This is a genomic window from Curtobacterium sp. MCJR17_020 (assembly GCF_003234365.2).
Lineage (GTDB): Bacteria > Actinomycetota > Actinomycetes > Actinomycetales > Microbacteriaceae > Curtobacterium.
In genome coordinates, this window is record NZ_CP126260.1 from 196,726 (window position 1) to 219,503 (window position 22,778).

Consider the following 22,778-nt stretch of genomic DNA (forward strand, 5'->3'; position numbering starts at 1 on the left):
GACGAACGGAAGAGCTGGTCAGACGGTGACGGCGGCGAGCAGTGACTCGGCCTCGCGGCGGGCATCCGCCACGGCAGCGGTGTCGAGCCCGCACGCCCGCAGGCAGGTCGCGACGATGGCGTCGCGGTCGGCGTCCTCGACACCGCCGACGCGGCGGAGCTGGATGACGGTCTCGGCGAGCTGGATGAGGATCCCACCGAGCCGCGCCGGCGAGATCGCGACGGTGACGTCGGAGTCGGCGGCGAGCGACCCGAGGCGCCCGTAGGTGTCCCGCAGCTCGATCCGCTCGGCGCGGAACCCGTCGTAGCGCTCCCCCTGCACCTCGGGCAGCAGGTACAGCGTGCCGATGTTGTGGGGGGTGCGGGCGAGGGTCTCGACGTCGATCAGGACGAGCGCGGCCAGTGCGCCGGCTGCGGTGGCGGACGCCGGGACCCGCTGTTCGAGCTCGCGGACGATCTCGAGACTCGGCCGGACCGAGGTCGTCAGGAGCTCGACGAGCATGTCGTCCTTGCCGGCGAAGTGGTAGTACAGCGACGCCTGGCGGATGCCGACCCGCTCCGCGATGGCTCGGGTCGAGGTCGCGCTGATGCCGTTCTCGACGAACAGTGCGGCGGCGGCGTCGAGGATCTGGTCGCGGGGACTGCGCGCCGAGTCGGCGTTCGGGACGGCCCTCGGGCGACCGGGCCTGGCCGGTCGGTCGTCGGAGGGCATGGAGCCATCCTCCCAGCGCGGCGTCATGCCTGCTCGCGGTAGGCCCGCCAGCCGCCGAACGCCGTGATGTCCGCGGCGCCCTCGACGGCGAACGGCTCGACCAGGAACCCGGTGACGTCGGTGCCGTCCTCGAGTGCCACGGTGCCGATGGCCATCGGCGCGGGCAGGGACGCCAGGAAGGTGCCGAACCCGGCGGCGGGCAGCCGCCAGACCTCACCGGCGATGCCCGAGCCCGAGCCCGAGCCCGAGCCCGAAGCCGACCCCGAGCCCGAAGCCGTCCCCGACCCCGGCGCGAAAGCGCCGGACGCGACCGGACCCACGCGGACCAGCCCGGGCTTGGGTGGCACCGTGTCGAGGGCGTAGAGCCGGTAGTCGGACGCGGTGCGGGCCTCCCGGACGAACGATCCGCCGGACGCGACCAGCTGGCCGTTCAGCGGCTGGTCACGGAGGTGCGCTCCGACCACCAGCAGGTCGACGGTGGGCGCGAGGAACGCGGCGCCGAGCGCCGCGAGCCGTCGGTCGGTGAACGCGGGACCGGTCAGCATGACCCCGAACGGCAGGCCGTCGACGAACCCGGCAGGGACGGCGAGCGAGGCCATGTCGAGCAGGTTGGCGAAGTTCGTGTACCGACCCATCCGGCTGTTCGCGCCGATCGGATCGGCCGCGACCTCGTCGAGGGTGGGGTGCCACGTCGTGGTGGGCGTGAGGAGCGCGGTGGTGCCGGCGAGGGCGGCGCGTCCCGCGGCGCCGAGCACGTCGAGGCGTTCCTGGTCCGCGAACAGGTCCGCTGCCGTGGGGCGGGCGCCACCCAGGACGATCGTGGCGACCGACGGGTCCAGGTCGTCGCCGACCAGGTCGCGGTGCGCCTCGACGTGCGCGCCGACGGCGGCGTACCGCTCGGCGACGAACGCGCCGTCGTAGAGCAGCGACGCTGCGTCGAGCAGGGGTGCGATGTCGACCTCGACCACCTGGTGGCCGAGTGCGCGGAAGCGCTCGACGGCGGCGGCGAAGGCCTCTGCCCAGCCCGGCGCGAGGCCCTCGAGCTGCGAGGGCAGCGGGATCGCGATCCGCGGGACGGCGGGCACGTCGGCGAGGGCGACGTCGATTCGGGCGAGCGGGTCGGTGTCGTCCGGCCCGGCCATCAGCTCCGCCGCCGTGCGGGCGAGGTCGAGCGATCGGGCGAAGACCGTGACGCAGTCCTGCGAGCGACAGGCCGGCACGACACCGGTGTTCGGCACCAGGCCCTTGGTCGGCTTCACACCGACCAGGTTGCCGAGCGCCGCCGGCACGCGGCCGGAGCCCGCGGTGTCCGTGCCGAGTGCGAAGTCGACGATGCCGAGCGCGACGGCTGTGGCGGAGCCGCTCGACGAGCCGCCGGAGATCCGCGTCGGGTCCCACGCGTTCCGGACCGCGCCGAAGGGTGATCGGGTGCCGACCAGACCGGTGGCGAACTGGTCGAGGTTCGTCTTGCCGACGACGACCGCGCCGGCGGCGCGCAGGCGGGCGACGGCGGTCGCGTCGCCGTCGGGCTCGTACGCGTAGGAGCGGGCGGCTGCGGTCGTGGGCAGGCCGGCGACGTCGATGTTGTCCTTCACGGCGAACAGCAGGCCGGCGAGGGGGAGCGTCGGGTCGACGGCCTCGGCCTCCTGCAGGACCGCGGCGCGGTCGCGCAGGGTGATCCAGACCTCGGGCCGGTCGACGGCGTCGATGCGGTCGAAGGCGTCGCGGACGCGGTCCGCAGCGGCGGTGGCGGCACCCGCCGCCCCGCCTGCGCGGGCGCTCGCCGTGCGGTTGGTCCCGCTCACGCTCCCGCTCCGATCGCGGCCAGGACCTGCCCCGGTGCGACCTGGTCGCCCGGCTTGATGTAGACCTCCAACACGTGGCCTTCCACCGGTGCGTGCACCATCGACTCCATCTTCATCGCCTCCACTGCCAACAACTTCTGTCCCTCGTCCACCCGGTCGCCCGGTCGCACGTCCACCTGCCACACCGTCGAGGTGAAGGGCGCGGTCACGGCCGTCGCCCCGGCGGGCAGGACGACCTCGTCCGCCACGACGGCGGCCGGTTCGTCGCGCACGTCGAACTCGCCGGAGGCTCGCCACCGCTCCTTCTCCTCGCCGAACGCTCGCGCTTGCTGCGCCCGGAAGTCCGCGATCGAGCCCGCGTTCGCCTCGAGGAAGCGGTTGTACGACGCGATCGAGAACTCGCCGTCGACGGTCTCGAACGAGCCCCGTCCGGCGTCGGTCTCGGCCCGCAGCTCGAGCAGCTCGTCGGCACCGACCGGGTACCACTCGATGCGATCGAAGAAGCGCAGCGCCCACGGGTGCTCCTGGAACAGCCCGCCGCGGCGGAACCGGTTCCAGATCTGCACGGTGCGCCCGACGAACTGGTAGCCGCCCGGCCCCTCCATGCCGTAGATGCAGAGGTACGCACCACCGATGCCGACGGAGTTCTCGGCGGTCCAGGTGCGGGCCGGGTTGTACTTCGTCGTGACGAGACGGTGCCGGGGGTCGAGCGGCGTCGCGACCGGGGCGCCGAGGTAGACGTCGCCCAGGCCGAGCACGAGGTAGCTCGCGTCGAAGACGGTGCGGAAGACGTCGTCGACGCTCTCCAGACCGTTGATGCGCCGGATGAACTCGATGTTCCAGGGGGTCCACGGTGCGTCGTTCCGCACGCCGTTCATGTAGCGCTCGATGGCGAGGCGTGTGGCGGGGTCGTCCCACGACAACGGGAGCTTGACGGTGCGCGACGGCACGACGAGCTGGTCGGTGGGCGGGATCTCGTCCTCGAGTTCGCGGAGGAGCCCGGCCACGTCACGGGCCTTCAGGACCGACGCGTCGGTGTGCACCTGCAGCGAGCGGATGCCCGGGGTGATGTCGAGGACGCCCTTCGGCGCCTCCTGCTGCAGCTTCGTCATGAGCGCGTGCACGCGCATGCGCAGCGCGATGTCGAGCGTCATGTCGCCGTACTCGACGAGCACGTTGTCGTCGCCGTCGCGTCGGTAGGCGACGCTCGGACGGACGTCGGTCGCCTCCAGGCGGGTGATCACGCCGTCGTCGCCGTCGCCCCCGGTGCGGGGGACGGTCCGGGAGGCCCGGTTCGCCTCGAGCGCGGCGGCGTCGGCTTCGCGGACGGGGACGAACCGGACCGTGTCACCTGGTCGGAGCTGGCCCAGCTTCCACAGGTCGCCGCTGGCGACCACGGCGGGGCAGACGAAGCCGCCGAGCGAGGGCCCGTCCGGACCCAGGATGATCGGGGTGTCGCCGGTGAAGTCGATCGCACCGACCGCGTACGGGGTGTCGTGGATGTTCGAGGGGTGCAGACCGGCCTCGCCGCCGTCCGTCCGCGCCCACTCGGGTCGGGGCCCGATGAGCCGGATGCCGGTGCGCGCCGAGTTGTGGTGCACGCCGTAGTCCGTGGCGTAGAAGACGTCCAGGTCCGCGCGGGTGAAGAAGTCCGGGGCGGCGTGCGGCCCCTCGGTCACGGCGATCTCCCACGCGTCGGTGAGTGCCGTGCGGTGCTCGGCCGGGGTCGGGCCGCCGACCAGGCCCAGTCGGGCGCCCCCGGGGAAGGCGGGGTGCGCCGCGTCGGAGTCCGGGGAGCCCGGGCGCAGGACGTCGCCGGCGAGCAGCGCGCGACCGGCGTGGCCGCCGAAGCCGCCGAGCGTGAACGTGGCGGTGGAGCCGAGGTACGTGGGGACGTCGAAGCCGCCGCGGACGGCCAGGTAGGTGCGCAAGCCGGGCCCGGGCGCCGTCCCGACGGCCAGGGTCTGTCCGGCGCCGACGTCGATCGGCTCCCAGAGCGGGACGGGGTCGCCGTCGAGGGTCGCGGGCGCCGGTGCGCCGGTGAGCGCGACGACGGCGGCGGTCGAGAAGCGCAGCGTCGGACCCGTCGCCGTGATCTCGAGCGCGGGAGCGCCGTCGGGGTTGCCCACGGCGCGGTTCGCCTCGGCGAACGACGCGGCGTCGAACGGGCCGCTCGGCGGGACGCCCACCTGCCAGTACCCGACCCGGCCGGGCAGGTCCTGGATCATCGTCATGGTGCCCGGTGCGATGACGTCGATGCGCGGGTCCGGGTCGTCGGTCTCGTCGAGCGTCGAGGTGGAGTGCGTGGCGGTGCGGAGCTCGAGGTCGTCGGTCAGGGCACGGAGCAGCCCGGTGTTCGTCACGATGCCGTCGATCCGCGTGGCGGCGAGGCCGTCGCGCAGCCGGTCGAGGGCGTCGTCGCGGGTCTCGCCGGTGGCGATGACCTTCGCGAGCATCGGATCGTAGAACGCCGAGACCTCGGAGCCGGTCTCGACCCAGCCGTCGACGCGGAGTCCGCTCGGGTCGCCGGACTCGGTGGTCGCGCTCGGGAACACCGCCTGGGTGACGAGGCCGCTGGAGGGCAACGAACCCTTCGCCGGGTCCTCGGCGTAGACGCGGGCCTCGACGGCGTGGCCGTTCGGGGTCCAGGTGCGGTGGAAGACGTCGTCGCCGATGCCGTCGGCGCCGTCACGGGCCAGGCGGAGCATGAGGTCGACGAGGTCGACTCCGAACACCTCCTCGGTCACCGGGTGCTCGACCTGCAGGCGGGTGTTCACCTCGAGGAACGACGCTTCTTCGCGCACCGGGTCGTAGACGAACTCGACGGTGCCGGCGCTGCGGTACCCGACGCTCGCGGCCAGGCGACGGGCGGACTCGTGCAGCTCGCTGCGGACGTGCTCGGGCAGCGCGGGCGCCGGGGCCTCCTCGATGACCTTCTGGTTCCGACGCTGCAACGAGCAGTCCCGGTCGCCGATCACCGCGACGCGCCCCTGGCCGTCGCCGAAGAGCTGGACCTCGACGTGCCGGGCCGGTCGCACCAGGCGTTCGAGGAAGATGCCGGCGGACCCGAAGGCCGCGGTGGCCGTGCGGGTGACGCTCGTGTACGCCGCGCGGACCTCGTCGAGGGTCGCGCACGCCTGCATGCCGATGCCGCCGCCGCCACCGGTGGCCTTGAGCATCACCGGCAGTCCGATGCGCTCGGCCTCGGTCACGGCGTCGTCGACGCTCTCGAGCAGGCCGGTGCCGGCGAGCATCGGGACCCCGGCTGCGGCGGCGAGCTCGCGAGCGGTGTGCTTCGCGCCGAAGCGGACGATCTGGTCGGCGGTCGGCCCGACGAACCGGATGCCGGCGTCCTCGCAGGCGCGGGCGAAGTCCGTGTTCTCCGACAGGAACCCGTAGCCGGGGTGGACCAAGCCGGCGCCGGTGTCCTTCGCTGCCTGCACCACGGCGTCGATGCGCAGGTAGGAGTCGCGTGCTGGGGCCGGGCCGAGGCGGACGGCGACGTCGGCTTCGCGGACGTGCGGCGCGGCCCGGTCGGCGTCCGAGTAGACGGCGACGGTGCGCATGCCGAGGGCCTTGGCGGAGCGGATCACCCGGCGGGCGATCTCGCCGCGGTTGGCGACGAGGACGGTGTCGGTGGAGAGCGCGGGTGGCTGGGGCACGGTGTCCTCCGTGTCGGGGGCGGCGATCACGGCTGGACCACGATCATGCGCAGCGGGGTGCAGGAGAAGTCGTTGCACGGGTTGTTCATCTGGGGGCAGTTCGACACGATGACGAGCACGTCGCGTTCGGCCCGGACGGCGACGCGCTTGCCCGGTGCGCTCATGCCGTCGACGATCCCGAGGGCGCCGTCGGCCTCGACCGGGACGTTCATGAACCAGTTGAGGTTCGAGACGATGTCGCGGGCGCCGAGGCCGTGCCGGCCGGCCTCGGCCAGGAAGTTCTCGCGGCAGCCGTGCTGGTACTGGGTGTGGTGGCCGTACCGCAGGGTGTTGGACTCCTTCGAGCACGCGCCGCCGATGGTGTCCTGCCGGTCGATCTCGTTGGCGACGACCGTCATGAGCGGGTGCCCTTCGTTCGACATCAGCACGGTGCCGGTGCGGACGTAGGCGTTCCCCTGGGCCGCGAGGGTGTCCGGGACGCTGTAGCGCTCGTCGGGGTCGTGCGCGTCGTAGACCAGGCAGTCGGCGCTCTGGTTGCCGCCGACGTCGACGATGGTGAGCACCTGGCCGGCGCGCACGACGGCGGACCAGGGTGCGAGCGGGGCGACCCGGTCGTCGCGGACGACGTCGCCGGGCACGAGGGACTCGCTCCAGTCCAGGGCGACGTCGGGGGCGTGGACGGCGCCGACCGGGACGGTGGAGGTGCGGGTGTGCGTCGTCGTGTCGGGCATCAGAGGCCTCGTGCTTCCGCGTAGTCGATGGCGTTCAGGTAGGCGCGGGTGAGTTCCGGCGTCGCCGTGAACCGCTCGTCCGCGTCGGTCGTCGGTGCCCCACGCCAGGCGTGCACCCGGAGCGGGCCGACGGCGTACTCCGGCCGGGGGTCGATGGGGTGCGCGACGTTCGCGACGAGCACGAGCAGCGGCAGCTCGGCGACGAGGGTGACGTGGTGCCCGGCTCCGGCCGACCCCGTGAAGGTCATCGCCCCCTCGTCGTCGATCCGGACGCCCCGGAAGAACGAGACGCTCGGCGGCAGGTCACGCCTCGTCAGCCCGTGCTTGGCGGCGGCCTTCACGAGGAGCGACCGGCCGCTCGGGCTGGGCCCCTCGGGTGCCGCACCGCCGTACTTCCGCTCGTTCCAGGCGTCGGTCGACGTGCCGCAGAAGGCGTCGTGGTGCCCCGAGGTGTCCTCGACCACCGTCGCCAGGGCACGGCCGTCCCCGCTGAGCAGCGGCGTGCCGACGCCGAGGTAGGCCTGCCACGGGATCTTCTGCGTGTCGGCGACGTTCAACCGCTCCCACGGTTCGAGCGCGTTGAACACCAGGAGGTTGGCGCAGGCCTGCCCCGTCGGGTCGTCGAAGCGTAGCCGCGAGCCCCTGGCCAGGACCTTGTGCGTGTACCCGCCGGGGGCCACCGTCTCTGCCCAGACGAGCTGTGCGCGGTCCACGCCGTCGGGGGCGAACGGTGACGTCGAGGCCGGCAGGTACGGCATGTACTCGGACTGCGTCCCGGCCTGGGCGCGCGCATCGGAACGCGAGGCGAGCACGCTGTCGGTCTGGTGGAGGTCGCGCATGGGGTTCCTTCGGTCAGGCTTCGACGGTCGCGGTCGCGGTCGCGGAGGCGGGTGCCTGGACGGCGGGGACCGAGGCGGTGGACGGGACCTCTGCGAGGGTGATCGGTCCGTGCGCACGGTGCCGCCGGGCCGACCACGCCCAACCCACGAGCAGGACGGCGCCGATGAACAGCAGTGCGCTGTACTGCAGCCACCACGAGTTCCCGGTCAGGTCGTAGATCTCCGGGCGCGGCCAGATGAGGTTGACCGCCATGCCGATCTGGAAGGCGACGGCGAGGGCGTTGAGCGGGATGCCCCACCGGCCGAGTGTGAACAGCGGCTTGCCGTCCTCGTCCACGCCGGCGGGGAAGCCGGACCGTCGGAGCCGGATGCGTTGGACCAGCAGGGGGCCGGTGACGCCGAGGTAGGCCAGGTAGAGCATCGCGATGCACAGGCTGGACAGGGCGGTGAAGATCGCGGACTGACCGATGTTCACGGCGAGTGCGAGGCCGGCACCGACACCGACGACGATCGACGCGGCGATCGGCGTCCCGGTCCGGGGTGAGACCCGAGCGAGCGTGCGGTGGAAGGGCAGGGCCTTCTCGCGGGCCATCGAGTAGACCATGCGCGCCCCGGCGGTCTGCACGGCGAGGGTGCAGGCGAACACGGCGACCGCGACGGTGCAGAGCAGCAGCCGGCCGAAGACGTCGCCGAGCGTCGAGGTGATCACCCAGGCGAGTCCCTGCGTCGCCAGCTTGCCGTCGGTCAGGCTCGGGGCGGCGACCAGGGCACCGATGATGAGCAGCCCACCGCCGAGGCCGGAGACGGTGAGCGCGCGGACGATGGTCTTCGGGGTGGTCCGGCGGGGGTTGTGCGTCTCCTCGGCGAGCTCACCGGCGGAGTCGAAGCCGACCATCACGTAGGCAGCCATCAGGGACGATGCCAGGAACGCCCAGACGTAGGGTTCGGTGCTCGTCGAGCCGGCGGTCGTGAACACCACCGCAGGGCTGCGGTGCGGCAGCAGGAAGAGGGCGCCGATGAGCACGACGACGCCGATGATCTCGATCAGCACGCCGAAGCTCGTGACCCGCGCCATCAGCCGGACGCTCGTGATGTTCACCAGGGTCGTCACGACGAGCATCACGATGCCGAGCACCACCGCGTTCGCAGCACCGGTCGACGAGGCGAGGGAGGGGTCGGCTCCGGGGCCGCCGACGACCTGGAACCCGTTCCAGATCGCAGGGAGCACGGCCTGCACCGCGATGGCCGCGACGGCCACGGTGAGGATCTGCCCGATGATCATCGTCCACCCGGTGAACCACCCGAAGCGCGCGCCCGCCAGACGACTGGACCACTGGAAGATCGCGCCCGAGATCGGCCACCGGGCGGCGAGCTGCGCGAAGTTCAGCGCGACGAGCAGCTGGCCGCCGAAGACGAGTGGCCAGGCCCAGAAGAACGCGGCACCGCCGAGTCCGAACCCGAGGCCGAACAGCTGGAAGACGGTGGTCAAGATCGAGACGAACGAGAACCCGGCCGCGAACGACGAGAACGAGCCGACCCCGCGGTGGAGTTCCTGCTCGTAGCCGAGTCGGGCGGAGCCCTGGGTGTCGACGGGGTCGACGCTGGACGTGGCGCGCGGTGCGTGGAGCGGTGACTCTGGAGAGCGCATGGCTGCAGACCTTTCGCGGAGTACCTGTCGGGCGACAGGTAGTGCGACCAGTGTCGTGCGGACCCGTGTCGCCGTCGTTGCCCGGCTGTTTCGGGCACGTGACGGAAGGGGGCCGCGTGTAAACGTTCGGAGTCGAGCGAGGAGCTCGGCGACACGTGTGGACAAGAGGGATCCAAACCGATGTAGATTGGATCCGTCAAGTCCGCCACCGCGAAAGGCACGTCGTGATCCAGACCGTCCTCGGCCCCGTCGAGTCGTCCGGGATCGGTGCGGTGTCGATGCACGAGCACCTGCTGACCGACGCGAGTGCCCTGCAGCGACCCGGTGTCGAAGCGCTGGAACCGAGCCTCGCGGTCACCGCGGACCTGGCTGCCGCCCTGCGGTGGAGCCAGCTCGCACTCGCGGACAACCTGCGCCTCGACGACGTCGACCTGCTCGCCGACGAACTCCGCACCGCGCGGAACAGCGGCCTCGGGCTCGCCGTCGACCTGAGCTCCCTCGGCTTCGGCCCCGACCACGCCCGGCTGCCCGAGCTGTCACGGGCGAGCGGCGTCGGGATCGTCGCCGGATACGGGGCCTACCTGCCACGACTGCTGCCCGAGTGGTACCTCGACCTGGGCACCGATGCGCGGCAGCAGCTGTTCGAGACGGTCCTGACCGAGGCGGTCCCCGGGACGACGTACCGCGCCGGGCTGCTCGGCCTGATGGGGACGACGACGGCGTTCGCGACCGCCGACGGACTCGAGGAACGCCGCAGTCTCACGGCGGCTGCACGAGCGGCGGCGATCACCGGCGCGGCCGTCGTCGTCCGGCTGGCCGCCGACGCCCGGAACGGCCTCGAGGTGCTCGCGCACGTCGTGGCCGAGGGGGTCGACCCGAGCCGGGTCGTGTTCTCGACCGTCGACGAGTTCCTCGACCTGCCCTACCTGCGCGACCTCGGCCAGGCAGGAGCCGTGCTCGAACTCTGCTTCGGCAACGAGGGCTCGCACGTCGGTCGCATCCGCAACGCCAGCGATCCGCAACGGCTCGACGCCTTCCTGGCCCTGCGCGAGAACGCCCCCGACACCCGCTGGGTCTTCGGCCACGCCACCTGGACGAAGGGCCAGCTCCGTCGGTACGGCGGACACGGCCTCGACCACCTGACCGCCCGGGTCGTCCCCGGCCTCCGCGCACTCGGCGTACCCGACGAGGTCCTCACCCGGATCACGGTCGATGAGCCCGCTCGACTGCTCGACCGTCCCTGACCGAGCACCCCGACCCACCGCACCCACGTCCCACGGAGGAACCGTCATGAGAGACACGCTCGCACCCCTGGCCCCGCTCGAGCCGTTCCTCGTCGACGGCACCTGGACCGCACCCGACGGCGCCGAACTCCTCGACGTGCTCGACCCCGCCACCGAGGTGCTGCTCACCCGGGTGCCGCAGGCCGGTCCCGCCGACGTCGACGCCGCCGTGGCCGCCGCGCGCCGGGCACACGAGGACCGCCGGTGGAGCGGGATGAGCCCGCACGACCGCAGCCGCATCCTGAACCGCGTCGCGGACCTGATCGAGGAGCGGCTCGAAGAACTCGCCGTGCTCGAGACCCGCGACAACGGCAAGCCGATCGAGCGCTCCCGCGCCGACACCGCGACCTCGGCCCGGGTGTTCCGCTACTACGCCGGCGCTCCCTCGCGCCTGACCGGCACGGTCGTCCCCGTCGACGGCGGAGCGCACCACGTGTACACGACCCTCGAACCGGTCGGCGTCGCGGCGCTCATCCTGCCCTGGAACTTCCCGATCATGACCGGCGCGTTCAAGCTCGCACCGGCGCTCGCCGCGGGCTGCACGGTGGTCGTCAAGCCGGCCGAGCAGACCCCGCTCACGATGCTCCGGGTCGCCGCGATCTGCGAGGAAGCCGGTGTGCCCGCCGGCGTCGTCAACGTCCTGACCGGCGACGGCCGGGTCGGTGCCGCGCTCACCGCGCACCCCGGTGTCGACAAGGTCTCGTTCACCGGCAGCACCGAGGTCGGCCGCAAGGTGATGACCGCCGCGAGTGCGGACTTCAAGCGCCTGACCCTCGAGCTCGGCGGCAAGAGCCCGAACATCGTGTTCGAGGACGCCGACCTCGACGCCGTCGTCCTCACCGCCATGCGTGCGTCGTTCGGGCACTCCGGCCAGATGTGCACCGCGGGCAGCCGCCTGCTCGTGCAGCGGTCGGTCCTCGACGAGGTCACCGAGCGCCTGGTCGCCGCCGTCCGGAAGGTCCCCGTCGGCGACGGGCTCGACGGCGGGATCACCGTCGGACCGCTCGTGTCCGAGGAGCAGCGGCAGCAGGTGCTCGGGTACATCGAGCAGGGCAAGGCCGAGGGGGCGACGGTCGCGGTCGGCGGCGGCGTGCCCGAGCGCCCGGGCTACTACGTCGAGCCGACGCTCTTCACCGGCGTCTCGAACACGATGACCATCGCGCGCGAGGAGATCTTCGGGCCCGTCGTCGGTGTCATCCCGTTCGACGACGAGGACGAGGCGATCGCCATCGCGAACGACCAGACGTACGGCCTCGCCGCCGGGGTCTGGACCCGCGACCTGTCCCGCGCCCACCGGATGGGCCAGCGGCTGCACGCCGGCACCGTGTGGGTGAACACCTACAACCTGTTCGACCCGGCGCTGTCCTTCGGCGGGGTCGGCGAGTCCGGCCTCGGCCGCGACCTCGGCGAAGAGGCCCTGCGCGCGTTCTGCGAGTCGAAGAGCGTCGTCATCGCGCTCTGAGGTCGCGACCGGTGCCGCCGCCGTCGTGCCTGCCGAGTGCGGGCACCGCGGCGAGCTGCAAGGCGGCGAGGACGACGAGCGCCCACCCGGAACCGACCGCCGACACCAGGACCCCGCCCACGAGTGAGCCGACGGCGTAGCCCGCGCTGGTGACGGCCGAGAAGACGCCGACGCCGGTGGCCCGGGTGCGGTCGTCGAGCGTCCGGGTGCTCAGGATCGTGAGCGTCGGGAACAGCGGCGAGTACCCGGCACCGACCAGGACGGCACCGGCGGCCGCGGTCGGGAAGTCGTGTGCGACCGCGAGGACGACCAGCCCTGCGGCGAGGACGACCAGGGCTCCTCGTGCGGTGCGGACGGGCCCGATCCGGTCCGGCAGTCCGCCGAGGAGCAGTCGCACCCCGACGACGCTCGCTGCGAAGACCGTGAAGACGTTCGCGGCCCCGGTCAGTCCCTGCGCGCCGACGCCCTGCCCGACCAGGTGCTGGATGAGGAACGCGATCATGAAGCCCTCGGCCGCCCAGGCCACGAGTCCCGCCGCGCCCGGTCGTACGACGGCCCGCAGCACCGCCGCCAGACCCGCACCGGCCGGCCGTGCCGGGCTGCGGTGCACCGGAGCCGACCCGCCCCGCGTGAGCAGTGCCACTCCGAGCCCGGCGAGCTGGATGCCGATCGCGACGACCCACACGGTGCGGTGTCCGGCCGACTGGTACAGGTTCTCGCCGACCACGGGCCCCAGGGCGAGACCGATCCAGACGGCGAGCCCGAACAGGCCGAGTGCGCGGCTCCGCTGGGTCACCGGCACCTCGGCGACGACCCAGGCAGTCAGGGCGGTGGCGGTGGCCGCGTTGCCGGCGCCGAAGACGAGCCGGCTGACCGCGAGGCTCGGGACGCTCAGCGCGACGAGCACGATGCCGAGTCCGGCCGCCGCCAGCAACCCGGCACCGAGGAGGACACGTCGTGGACCGAGCCGGTCGCTCAGAATTCCGGCGAGTGGCATCGCGCCGATCGCCACGAACCCCGCGAGCGACACGAGCAGCCCACCGACGGCGGGGTCGGCGCCGAGCTGGTCCGTCGCCACCCGTGGCACCACCGGGGTGCTCGCACCGTTGACGACGTAGCCGGCGGTCGACGCCACGACGAGGAGCCAGAACGCGGTCCCCCGCGTGCCGGTCTCGGCGAGCGGTCTCACTCCCCGGCTCGGCGGGGGCGGCACTCCAGGCTGAGCCAGAGCTCGAAGCAGGCGCTCCGTGACAGGGCGGTCGCACCGATCGTCGCGCGGCCCATCCGACCGACGTCCGGTCCGAAGACGTCGAACAGCAGGTCGCTGGCCGCGTTCGACACCTGGTTGAGCTGCTCGAACCCGGGCGGGCAGAGGACGAAGCACAGCCCGCGGGACAGTGCGGCGACCTCGTCGAGCGAGCCGAGGGCGTAGCGGATCATGCCGAGGGCGTTGACCGCGGTGTAGCGGGCCGCTTCACGAGCCTGCTCGAGGGTGATGTCGACCCCGACCGACCCCGGGTGCAGCATCGTGCCGTCCCGTGACTCCGGGGTCATGCCGCTCAGCTCCAGCAGGTCCCCGGTGCGGTGGAACGCGCGGAGCGAGCTGCCGTACCGGCCACCGTAGGGCGGGTTCGCGTAGTCCGGGATGACGAGTCCGAGTTCCTGCGCGCGGGCTTCAGCGGAGTGCTCCATGGCTCAACAGTATCCGGCAGTGGCGGTAATGGATACAACCTGTTTATGATGGGATCCATTCAGCGTCCGGGGGTGGCGCGCACGAGGGAGGACCCGCGACATGACGATCGGTCTCGAGGACGGCACGATGGCCGCCCAGACAGTGACGGCGATCGACGTGGCCGCCGAGCGGTCCCGCACCGCCGGCACCGCAGGGCGCCACTACTTCAACGCGGCCGGCGCGGGCCTGGTCAGCGACGGCGTCCTGGAGGCAGTGGTCGCCCACCTGCGCCGGGAACAGCGGGTGGGTGGGTACGAAGCCGCCAACCAGGTCGCCGACGAGGTCGCCGGCGTCTACACCGCGGCCGCCACCCTGCTCGGGTCGGCGCCGGACGAGATCGCCCTGTTCGACAGCGCCACGAGCGGCCTGCGCGGTGTCTTCGACGCGCTGCGGCTCGGTGCCGGGGACACCGTCGTCGCACCCCGCTCCAGCTACGTCAGCCAGGCGCTCCGGTTGTTGGCCATGCAGCGGCACGACGACGTGCGGCTCGAGGTCGTGCCGAGCAACGCCACCGGTGCCATGGACCTCGAGGCCCTGGACCGCGCCGTCGCCGGAGCGAGCGGCCGTGTCGTCGTGAGCGCGGTGCACGTGCCGACCTCGTCCGGCCTCGTCGAACCGATCGCGGAGATCAGCGCCGTCGCCCGTCGCCACGGCGCCCTGACCGTCGTCGACGCCACGCAGTCCGTCGGCCAGATCGACATCGACGTGCGCGCCGTCGACTGCGACGCCCTCGTCACCACCGGCCGGAAGTTCCTGCGTGGGCCGCGCGGCACCGGGATCGTCTACCTGCGCCGCGGGATGCTCGAGGGCGTCGGTGCGTGGGCGCCGGATGTCCGCGGAGCCGTCTGGACCGGCGAGGATGAGTGGACGATGGACGGCACCGCGCGACAGCTCGAGACGTGGGAGTGCTCCGTCGCCGCACGGCTCGGCCTCGGAGTGGCGCTGCGCGAGGCCCTCGACCGCGGGCCGGCGGCGACCGAGGCGCACCTGGTCGGCCTCGGCGCCCACCTGCGCACCGCGCTCGACGCCGTGGACGGCGTCACCGTGGCGGACCCGTCCGCGTCAGCGTCCGCGATCGTCACCTTCACGGTCGACGGCGTCGCCGGCAAGGAGGTCTCGGCCCGGCTCCGGCAGCGCCGCATCGACTCGATCTCCGTCCCCGCGAGCCACGCGCAGTGGGACCTGGGCGCCCGTGGCCTGCCGAGCGTCGTCCGCGTCTCGCCGCACGTGTACAACGACGACGAGGACGTCCGGGTCCTGCTCGAGGGCGTCGCGGACGTCGTCGCCGAGGTCCGCGCGTGACGGCCGTGCACGACGTCGTCGTACTCGGACTCGGCATCCACGGATCCGCCGCCACGTACGAGCTCGCGCGCCGCGGCCTCGACGTCGTCGCGGTGGAGCGCTTCGCACCGGGGCACGAGCGCGGCTCGTCGCACGGCGCCACCCGGATGATCCGCCGCGCCTACCCGCACCCGGTGTGGAACGACCTCGTCGACCGTGCGTACCGCGGGTGGGACCGCTGGGGGACCGCAGCCGGCGCGCCCTTCCTGCACCGGACCGGTGGACTGTACGCGCACCGGGGCGAGCCGACGATGCAGGGTGGGGCGAGCCTCCCGGTCGACCGCGCAGCCTGGCCGACGCTCGCGCCCTCGCTGCGTCCGCCCGAGACGTACGGCGCGGTCCACGACCCCGACGCCGGTGTGCTCGAGGCCGCGCGGGCACTCGCGTTCGCGCAGTCCGCCGCCGCGGCGGCCGGCGCCGACCTGCGGTACGGCGAGACCGTGCTCGACTGGCAGGTCGACGACGGCGTCGTCACCGTCCGGACCGACGCCGGCAGTGTCCGCGCGCGACGGCTCGTGCTCGCCGGCGGCGCCTGGGCGTCGCACCTGGTACCCGAGGCCGCCGCGTTCTTCGAGGTCTGGCGCATCGTCACGCTCACCGCGCCGACGGGGCAGACCGTGGCGCAGACGCCCGCGCTCGGGTGCTTCTCGGTCGACCTGCCGGAGGGGCTCGTCTTCGGGCTCCCGGAGACCGCCGGATCCGGCGCGAAGATCGGCATCGACGCCGGACCCGTGTGGGACCCGGACGTGCCCGTCGCACCGCCGACCGATGCCGAGGTCGCGCACCTGGCCGAGCTCCTCGAAGGGTTCGTCCCCGGCATCGTCACCGCCGGTGCCCAGGCCGTCGCGTGCCTGTACACGATGACCCCGGACAAGCGGTTCGTCGTCGGCGCCCTGCCCGAGCAGCCCGAGGTGCTCCTCGCCGCAGCCTGCTCCGGCCACGGCTTCAAGTTCGGGCCGGCGATCGGTGCGGCCGTCGCCGACCTGGTGCAGGGCATCGACCGCCCCGACCTCGCGTTCCTCAGCCCCGCACGGATGGTGACCACCGCATGACCGCCCCAGCAGCACCCTCCACCCGGCGCGTCGCCGTCGCCGCACCGCACCCGGCCGCCCTCGACGCCGCCGCCGAGGCGGTCGCGGCCGGCGGGGACGCCATCGACGCCGCGCTCGCGGCGGCCACCGCACTGACCGTCGTCTACCCGCACCAGTGCAGCATCGGCGGGGACCTCGTCGCCCTCGTCCGTCGGCCAGGACGGCCCGTCGTCGCCGTGGTCTCCGCCGGCGCCGCACCGGCCGGCACCGACGTCGCGGCGCTCGCGCAGCACGACCGGATGCCCCGGCAGGGTGCCCAGACCGTCACGGTCCCCGGCGTCGTCGCCGGGTGGCAGGCGATCGACGCACTCGGCGGCCGGCTCGGGCTCGGCGACCCGTTGACCCGCGCGGCACGACTCGCTGCCGACGGGGTCCCCGTCTCCGCCGGACTCGGGCGTGCGATCGCGGTCCGGACCGACGAGCTCCACGCCGACCCCGGGATGCGCGAGGTCTTCACCGACGACACCGGGGCGCTCCTGGCCGAAGGCGACCCGCTCGTGCAGCCGGCACTCGCCGCGACCCTGACCGAACTCGCTGCCGACCCGGGCGCGATGTACCGGGGACGGATCGCCGCCTCGATCACCGCTCGGCTGCGGGAGCTCGGTGGTGCACACACCGAGGCCGACTTCGCCGCGCACGACGCCGAGCTCGTCGAGCCCCGCGGCACGACGATCGGCGGTGCCCGATGGTGGGTCGCGCCGCCACCCACGCAGGGTGTCGTGCTGCTCGGGATCCTGCCGGAAGCACTCGCTGGCGGCAGTGAGCACGGCACCGCGACCTCCGCGGCCGCCGACCTCGTCGACGCCGTGCACCGTGCCGCGCTCGTCCGCCAGGCCGAACTCGGCGACCCCCGCGGCGGCTCCATCGACGTCGCGGCCATGCTCGACCCACGCGACTCCGGTCGGGTCGGCGCACTGCCCCGCGCCGGCCGTGCCCTCGGCGACACGGTCGCGGTGACCGCTGCGGACAGCGACGGCACCGTCGTCACGCTCATCCAGAGCGTCTACCAGCTCTTCGGCTCCGGCATCCTCGACCCGGGGACGGGCGTGGTCCTGCACAACCGCGGCTCCGCCTTCAGCACCGACCCCGCGCACCCCGCCCACGTCGGACCGGGCCTGCGACCGCCGCACACCCTGTTGCCGGTGATCGCCGAGACGGACGACCTGGTGCTCGGCCTCGGCTGCCAGGGCGGCAGCGCCCAGCCGTGGATCCTCGCCCAGCTCGCCCGTGACCTGGTCGCCGCGGGCAGCGACCCCGACGAGGTCCTCGGCCGACCGCGGTTCGTGATCGGTGCGCGCGACCTCGGGCACGAGGTGATGACGCTCGTCGCCGAACCCGGTTCCGAGGACGCGATCGCTGCGGCCGACGCCCTCGGCCTGCCGGTCGCCCGCACCGACGGCCCCGTCGACGAGGCCGGGCACGTGCAGACCGTCCGGCTGCACGCGGACGGACACCTCGACGCCGCGAGCGACCCCCGCGCGGACGGCCGCGCCGTCGTCCTCGACGCCCACTGACCGCACGATCCACCCGAGAAGGAAGCCCATGAGCAGCACCCACGTCCTCGATCCGCTGACCTCCGTCGAGATCGCCTCCTTCGTCACCGCCGTCCGTGCCTCCGGGCGCATCGGGGCCCGGCCGCGCTTCTGGGGGATCGCGCTCGACGAGGAGAAGGCCAGGGGCACGACCGCCGGTGGCGCCCGTCCGGTGCGGATCGTCGTGATGGACCCGGACGCCCACGCCGCGTGGGAGGTGCGCGGGTGGACCGCCGGCCCGGACTCGCCCGCGATCGTCGAGCTGTGGACCGACGTGGACCACCGTCGCCCCGGCGTCTCGAGTGACGAAGCACGGCTCATCGCGCAGGCCGCACGGAAGTCGCCGCTCATCATCGAGGCGCTCGCGAAGCGCGGGATCACCGACACGTCGCTCGTCTGGGTCGACCCGGAGTCGATCACGGGCTTCGTGCCCGAGGACCTCGCCGACCGCCGCCTGAGCTGGGGCACGGTCTGGTACCGCGAGTTCCCCGAGGACAACGGTTACGCACGACCCGTCGCCGGGCTCGTCCCGATCCTCGACCTCGACACCCTCGAGGTCATCCGGATCGAGGACCACGGCGTCATCCCGATGGCGAGCGAGACCGGCGTCTACACCTCCGGCACCTGGGGTCCCGACCGCGAGGTCTCCGCGCTCGACATCGTCCAGCCGAACGGTCCCGGCTTCACGATCGACGGGCACGAGGTCCGCTGGCAGAACTGGACGTTCCGTGTCGGCTTCTCGCACCGCGAGGGGCTCGTGCTCCACGACCTGTCCTACCGTGACGGCGACGTCGAGCGCCCGGTGCTGCACCGTGCGGCCGTCAACGAGATGTACGTGCCGTACCTGGACAGCGACCCGACCGCGTACCGGAAGAACTTCTTCGACTGGGGCGAGTACGGCGCCGGCCCGCTGACCGCGAGCCTCGAGCTCGGTTGCGACTGCCTGGGGGAGATCCGCTACTTCGACGTCGACTTCCTGGACGGCCACGGCGAACCGCAGACCATCGTCAACGGCATCTGCCTGCACGAGGAGGACGACTCGATCCTCTGGAAGCACGTCAACACCCGCACCGGCAGCGCCGAGGTCCGTCGCAGCCGCCGACTCGTGATCTCGAGCTTCGCGACCGTGGCGAACTACGACTACGGCTTCTACTGGTCGCTGTACCAGGACGGCTCCGTCGAGCTCGAGGTGAAGCTCACCGGCCTGATGTCGGTGTCCGGCATCGCCGACGGCGAGACCCCGCGGTACGGCCGGATGGTCGCACCGAACGTGCAGGCCCCGACGCACCAGCACTACTTCGCCGTCCGGCTCGACACCGCCGTCGACGGGCCGTTGAACCGGTTGGTCGAGGTGCACGCCGAGCCCGAGCCCGACGCGGCCCTGAACCCCTACGGCAACGCCTGCATCGCGGTCGAGACGCCGATCGGTTCCGAGGCCGACGGCGCCCGGATGACCGACCCGGCCCGCGCGCTGCACTGGCGCATCGAGAGCGAGTCCGCGCAGAACCGCTACGGCGAGAGCACGGCCTACCGCCTGGCGGTCCAGAACACCGCGCAGCTGCACGTCCGCCCGGGCAGCATCGTCGAGCGGAAGGCGCCGTTCGTCGCGAAGCACCTCTGGGCGAGCGCCTTCGACCCCGAGGAGCGCTTCATCGCCGGCGAGTACCCGAACCAGGGCGAGCTCGGCGACGACGGGGTGCACGTCTGGCAGCAGGCGGACCGGTCCCTCGAGAACGAGCGCCTCGTGCTGTGGCCCGTCCTCGGCGTGCACCACTTCCCGCGGCCCGAGCAGTGGCCGATCATGCCCGTCGACACGATCGGCTTCCGGCTCGAACCGGACGGCTTCTTCGACCGGAACCCCTCGCTCGACGTCCCGCCGTCGGCGACCGACCACTGCGCGCCGGGTTCCGGCCACGACCACGACCACGCGGCGCACGACCACGCGGCGCACGACCACCACACCGACGCCGCGCACGACGGGCACGTCCACGCCGAGCAGCAGCACGACCACGAGGGCGGCCGCTGATGCCCGGGCCCGAGCACACCCCGGAGCACCTCGCCGACTGGTCCGCCGTCCGCCTGGCCGACGCCGTCGCGAACCGCGAGGTGTCGGCGGTGGAGGTGATGCGCGCCCATCTGGACCGGATCGAGGAACGCAACCCGCGCCTCCAGGCCGTCGTCTCCCAGCAGCCCGACTCGGTCTCGTTGGCCGCGGCAGAAGCGGCGGACCGCCGCACCGCCGCGGCACGCGCCGCGGGCGAACCGCTCCCGCTCCTGCACGGCCTGCCCACCGCGGTGAAGGACCTGATGGACGTCGCCGGCCTGCCGACCACGAACGGGTCGGCGGCGTTCGCCGACGCGCGCCCCGCCGAACAGGACAGCGTCCTCGCGACGCTGCTCCGCGACGCCGGCGCGATCATCATCGGCAAGACGAACACGCCGGAGATGGGCCAGGGCGTCCTGACCTTCAACCCCGTGTTCGGCACGACCGTGAACCCCTGGGACACCTCGCGGCACGCGGGTGGGTCCAGCGGTGGTGCCGCATCGGCGCTCGCCGGGCGGATCCTGCCGATCGCCGACGGCTCCGACAGCGGCGGGAGCCTGCGCTACCCGGCCGCGTTCTGCAACGTCGTCGGCGTCCGGCCGAGCCCGGGCCGGGTGCCGAGCGGCCGGACCGGCAACGCCTGGACGCCGCACGGCGTCACCGGCCCGATGGCGCGTGACTCCGCCGATGCGGCACGCTTCATGGAAGCCCTGGCCGTCGAGAAGACCGTCTGGCCGATGTCTGCCATGACGCAGCACCCGGTCCGGCCGGTTGCGCTCGACGGCCTGCGCGTCGCGTGGAGCGAGGACGCCGGCGGCCTGCCGATCGACCCGGCCGTGCGTGCCGTGCACCGCGCGTTCGGCGAGCAGCTCGCCGGGCTCGGCGCGGTCGTCGAGGTCGACGAGCCCGACTTCGCGGGTGCGGACGAGGCGTGGGAGACCATCGAGACGTTCGAGTTCTTCCTGGGCGGGCGGCACGCCGTCGACGCCGGTGCCAGCGGGTTCCGTCCCGACTACGTCCGGAACGTCGAGCAGGGGCGCGCCACCACGGCGGCGCAGCTCGCCGATGCGTACGAGCGTCGGACCCGGATGTACCGGGACACGGCTGCGGTGCTCGACCGGCACGACGTGCTCGTGCTGCCGGCGACGCCGGTGGTCGCGCCGCCGGCCGAGGTCGAGTGGGTCGACGAGGTCGACGGCCACCGCTTCGACCGCTACTTCACGTGGCAGATGCTCGCGAACCGGCTGACGTTGACGGCGCACCCGGTCGTGGTGACCGCGGCCGGGTTCACGCCCGAGGGGCTGCCGGTCGGCGTGCAGGTCGTCGGGCGGTACGGCCGCGAGGCCCAGCTGCTCGCGGTGACGCGCGCGATCGAGGAGGCCACCGGCTGGATCCGGCGGGTGCCGGTCCTGTAGACGGCCGGCGCGGTCCGGTCGGGAGGCGCGGGTCGACCCCGCCTCGTCGGTGCGGGACCGCGCGGTCCGGTCTCGCGCGCCGCTTCCGCTGGTCGCGCCGGGTCAGCCGGTGAAGACGGTGGACGAGCGGCGCTCGTACCAGTGCGCCAGGTGCTCGCCGGCGCGCAGGACGTGGTCGCGCATGAGCTCGGCGGCGCGCTCGCGGTCCCCGGCGACGAACGCCTCGATGAGCTCCTCGTGCTCGCGGAAGTTCTCCTCGCGGTGCCGGGAGTTCTCGCGGAGCACCAGGGCCGAGACGTTCCGGGGGAAGGCGTCGTTGATCTCGACGAGCATCCGGGTCAACCGGGTGTTGCCGGAGGCCTGGTAGATGAGCCCGTGGAACTGGTCGTTGTCGCTGCCCTCGCGCTGCTTCGGCTGCTCGCCCTCGGCCGCCGCCAGGGAGCGCTCGTACATCGCCTGGTTCACCGAGCGGAGCTGCGCGATCGTGGCGTCGTCGAGCCGGTCGACGGCGCGACGGGCTGCGAGCGACTCGAGCTCGGCGCGGACCTCGTACGCCTCGCGGACCTCCCACGGCACCGGCACCCGGACCACGGCGCCACGGTTCGGCACGACCTCGATGAGGCCGCCGGTCTGCAGCTGCCGGAGCGCTTCGCGGACCGGGGTGCGGCTGATGCCGAACTGCGCCGCGAGGTCGGCCTGGCGGAGCGGTGCGCCGATGGGGATCTCGCCGGACATGATCTTCGCGCGGATCCGGGCGGCGAGGTCGTCGACGAGTGCATTGCCGTCGCTGGTGGTCACGTCGTGGTCTCCCTCGGTACGTCGTCACAGCGAACCCCCGCTGCGGATCCAATCCTGCCAGGTGTTGGATCCCGTTGCCGTATCCGACTCGCTCGTGATTGGATCCAATCATGTCCGTGTTGCTCGTCGTCATGCTCGTCGCAGCCGTCGGTGCGCTCGGGCTCGGCATCGCTGGCGGGCGACGGGTCGGGCCGGTCGCACTCGTCGCCGAGGCGGTGATGCTCGTCGCGATGCTCGACGTCCACGTGCCGGCACTCCACGTGGTGCCGGCGCCGTTCTGGGCACTCCTGCTCGGTGGCTGCGCGATGGGCACGGCTGCGGTGGACCGGTGGCGTCGCCGGAGTCGGCCCGGTGGCGACCACCTGCACGCGCTCGGGATGCTGCTCGGCGCGGTGTTCGTGCTGCTCGCAGGTGGCCATGCCGGTGCTGGTGCCGGCGCGGGGCACTCCCACGGTGCGGTGCTGCTGCCGGTCGGGGTGGCGGTCGCGGTGCACGCCGGTGTGGTGCTGTGGAACGTCGTCGGCGGCCGGGTGCCGCGGGTCGAGTCCGTGCGCCGGGCGGCGTCACTGGTGAGCGTGCTGGCCATGGGCGCGATGGTCGTCGTGCACTGAGCCGGCGCGGCGGGGGTGCGTCGCGCCTCCAGGCGGGGGTACTCACAACCCAGCGCTACCAAATTGGATCCAA

The 22,778-nt window shown here is 73.1% G+C and carries 17 protein-coding genes; 8 read left to right on the forward strand and 9 right to left on the reverse strand.

Features of this window, described 5'->3' with window-relative positions; all coding sequences use genetic code 11:
* Positions 1 to 18: 18 nt before the first annotated feature.
* The 6 genes from DEJ14_RS00985 to DEJ14_RS01010 are packed head-to-tail and all read right to left on the reverse strand — an operon-like array spanning position 19 to position 9,396.
* Positions 19 to 711: a TetR/AcrR family transcriptional regulator gene (locus DEJ14_RS00985; protein WP_111086488.1), complete on the reverse strand. Its 693-nt coding sequence runs from the start codon at positions 709 to 711 to the stop codon at positions 19 to 21.
* 23 nt (positions 712 to 734) lie between these two features.
* A complete protein-coding gene (gene atzF, locus DEJ14_RS00990) occupies positions 735 to 2,516 on the reverse strand; it encodes an allophanate hydrolase (RefSeq protein ID WP_111086487.1) in 1,782 nt (593 codons plus the stop codon).
* The gene (uca, locus tag DEJ14_RS00995; protein ID WP_111086499.1) at positions 2,513 to 6,178 is read right to left on the reverse strand and encodes an urea carboxylase; all 3,666 of its coding nucleotides are present in this window, start codon (positions 6,176 to 6,178) and stop codon (positions 2,513 to 2,515) included. Before uca ends, atzF begins: the two co-directional genes overlap by 4 nt.
* Before the next feature lie 26 nt (positions 6,179 to 6,204).
* Positions 6,205 to 6,909 carry an urea amidolyase associated protein UAAP2 gene (locus tag DEJ14_RS01000; RefSeq protein ID WP_111086486.1) on the reverse strand — a complete coding sequence of 235 codons (705 nt, stop codon included), beginning with the start codon at positions 6,907 to 6,909 and terminating at the stop codon, positions 6,205 to 6,207.
* Positions 6,909 to 7,748: an urea amidolyase associated protein UAAP1 gene (locus DEJ14_RS01005; protein ID WP_111086485.1), complete on the reverse strand. Its 840-nt coding sequence runs from the start codon at positions 7,746 to 7,748 to the stop codon at positions 6,909 to 6,911. Before DEJ14_RS01005 ends, DEJ14_RS01000 begins: the two co-directional genes overlap by 1 nt.
* Before the next feature lie 13 nt (positions 7,749 to 7,761).
* Positions 7,762 to 9,396, reverse strand: coding sequence for an APC family permease (locus DEJ14_RS01010; protein ID WP_111086484.1), 1,635 nt, complete (start codon positions 9,394 to 9,396; stop codon positions 7,762 to 7,764).
* Between the two features lie 224 nt (positions 9,397 to 9,620).
* On the opposite strand from DEJ14_RS01010, the gene DEJ14_RS01015 reads away from it, so the two are divergent.
* Complete coding sequence (locus tag DEJ14_RS01015; RefSeq protein WP_111086483.1) at positions 9,621 to 10,640, forward strand: phosphotriesterase family protein; 1,020 nt, start codon at positions 9,621 to 9,623, stop codon at positions 10,638 to 10,640.
* Positions 10,641 to 10,686: 46 nt separating this feature from the next.
* Entirely contained in the window at positions 10,687 to 12,141 is a 1,455-nt protein-coding gene (locus tag DEJ14_RS01020) for an aldehyde dehydrogenase family protein (protein ID WP_111086482.1), read from the forward strand.
* Here DEJ14_RS01020 and DEJ14_RS01025 read toward each other — a convergent pair.
* Both DEJ14_RS01025 and DEJ14_RS01030 read right to left on the reverse strand, forming a co-directional pair.
* Complete coding sequence (locus DEJ14_RS01025) at positions 12,128 to 13,330, reverse strand: MFS transporter (RefSeq protein WP_159572869.1); 1,203 nt, start codon at positions 13,328 to 13,330, stop codon at positions 12,128 to 12,130. The two genes, DEJ14_RS01020 and DEJ14_RS01025, sit on opposite strands and share 14 nt — an antisense overlap.
* Positions 13,327 to 13,833 (reverse strand): RidA family protein, encoded by a 507-nt coding sequence (locus DEJ14_RS01030; protein ID WP_111086480.1) that lies wholly within the window; start codon positions 13,831 to 13,833, stop codon positions 13,327 to 13,329. Before DEJ14_RS01030 ends, DEJ14_RS01025 begins: the two co-directional genes overlap by 4 nt.
* 100 nt (positions 13,834 to 13,933) lie before the next feature.
* Here DEJ14_RS01030 and DEJ14_RS01035 point away from each other — a divergent pair, with 100 nt between their 5' ends.
* From DEJ14_RS01035 to DEJ14_RS01055, 5 genes are read left to right on the forward strand one after another with little or no spacing between them, the layout of a single operon-like run.
* Positions 13,934 to 15,175 (forward strand): aminotransferase class V-fold PLP-dependent enzyme, encoded by a 1,242-nt coding sequence (locus DEJ14_RS01035; RefSeq protein WP_111086479.1) that lies wholly within the window; start codon positions 13,934 to 13,936, stop codon positions 15,173 to 15,175.
* The gene (locus DEJ14_RS01040; protein WP_111086478.1) at positions 15,172 to 16,266 is read left to right on the forward strand and encodes an FAD-dependent oxidoreductase; all 1,095 of its coding nucleotides are present in this window, start codon (positions 15,172 to 15,174) and stop codon (positions 16,264 to 16,266) included. The genes DEJ14_RS01035 and DEJ14_RS01040 overlap by 4 nt, the downstream gene beginning before the upstream one ends.
* Entirely contained in the window at positions 16,263 to 17,819 is a 1,557-nt protein-coding gene (locus DEJ14_RS01045; protein WP_111086477.1) for a gamma-glutamyltransferase, read from the forward strand. Before DEJ14_RS01040 ends, DEJ14_RS01045 begins: the two co-directional genes overlap by 4 nt.
* Positions 17,820 to 17,847: 28 nt before the next feature.
* On the forward strand, positions 17,848 to 19,863 hold the full coding sequence (locus DEJ14_RS01050) for a primary-amine oxidase (RefSeq protein ID WP_111086476.1): 2,016 nt from the start codon (positions 17,848 to 17,850) through the stop codon (positions 19,861 to 19,863).
* The gene (locus DEJ14_RS01055) at positions 19,863 to 21,296 is read left to right on the forward strand and encodes an amidase (protein ID WP_111086475.1); all 1,434 of its coding nucleotides are present in this window, start codon (positions 19,863 to 19,865) and stop codon (positions 21,294 to 21,296) included. Before DEJ14_RS01050 ends, DEJ14_RS01055 begins: the two co-directional genes overlap by 1 nt.
* Before the next feature lie 102 nt (positions 21,297 to 21,398).
* On the opposite strand, the gene DEJ14_RS01060 is transcribed toward DEJ14_RS01055, so the two are convergent.
* The gene (locus DEJ14_RS01060; protein WP_200849186.1) at positions 21,399 to 22,094 is read right to left on the reverse strand and encodes a GntR family transcriptional regulator; all 696 of its coding nucleotides are present in this window, start codon (positions 22,092 to 22,094) and stop codon (positions 21,399 to 21,401) included.
* A 110-nt stretch (positions 22,095 to 22,204) separates the two neighbouring features.
* On the opposite strand from DEJ14_RS01060, the gene DEJ14_RS01065 reads away from it, so the two are divergent.
* Positions 22,205 to 22,705 (forward strand): hypothetical protein, encoded by a 501-nt coding sequence (locus DEJ14_RS01065; protein ID WP_111086474.1) that lies wholly within the window; start codon positions 22,205 to 22,207, stop codon positions 22,703 to 22,705.
* The last annotated feature ends 73 nt before the right edge of the window (positions 22,706 to 22,778 follow it).

Bases quoted from the DNA above. Each gene is read 5' to 3' on its own strand.
- DEJ14_RS00985 (WP_111086488.1), bottom strand. From the start codon at position 711: ATGCCCTCCGACGACCGACCGGCCAGGCCCGGTCGCCCGAGGGCCGTC.
- DEJ14_RS01000 (WP_111086486.1), bottom strand. From the start codon at position 6,909: ATGCCCGACACGACGACGCACACCCGCACCTCCACCGTCCCGGTCGGC.
- DEJ14_RS01005 (WP_111086485.1), bottom strand. From the start codon at position 7,748: ATGCGCGACCTCCACCAGACCGACAGCGTGCTCGCCTCGCGTTCCGAT.
- DEJ14_RS01010 (WP_111086484.1), bottom strand. From the start codon at position 9,396: ATGCGCTCTCCAGAGTCACCGCTCCACGCACCGCGCGCCACGTCCAGC.
- DEJ14_RS01020 (WP_111086482.1), top strand. From the start codon at position 10,687: ATGAGAGACACGCTCGCACCCCTGGCCCCGCTCGAGCCGTTCCTCGTC.
- DEJ14_RS01030 (WP_111086480.1), bottom strand. From the start codon at position 13,833: ATGGAGCACTCCGCTGAAGCCCGCGCGCAGGAACTCGGACTCGTCATC.
- DEJ14_RS01035 (WP_111086479.1), top strand. From the start codon at position 13,934: ATGACGATCGGTCTCGAGGACGGCACGATGGCCGCCCAGACAGTGACG.
- DEJ14_RS01045 (WP_111086477.1), top strand. From the start codon at position 16,263: ATGACCGCCCCAGCAGCACCCTCCACCCGGCGCGTCGCCGTCGCCGCA.
- DEJ14_RS01050 (WP_111086476.1), top strand. From the start codon at position 17,848: ATGAGCAGCACCCACGTCCTCGATCCGCTGACCTCCGTCGAGATCGCC.
- DEJ14_RS01055 (WP_111086475.1), top strand. From the start codon at position 19,863: ATGCCCGGGCCCGAGCACACCCCGGAGCACCTCGCCGACTGGTCCGCC.
- DEJ14_RS01065 (WP_111086474.1), top strand. From the start codon at position 22,205: ATGTCCGTGTTGCTCGTCGTCATGCTCGTCGCAGCCGTCGGTGCGCTC.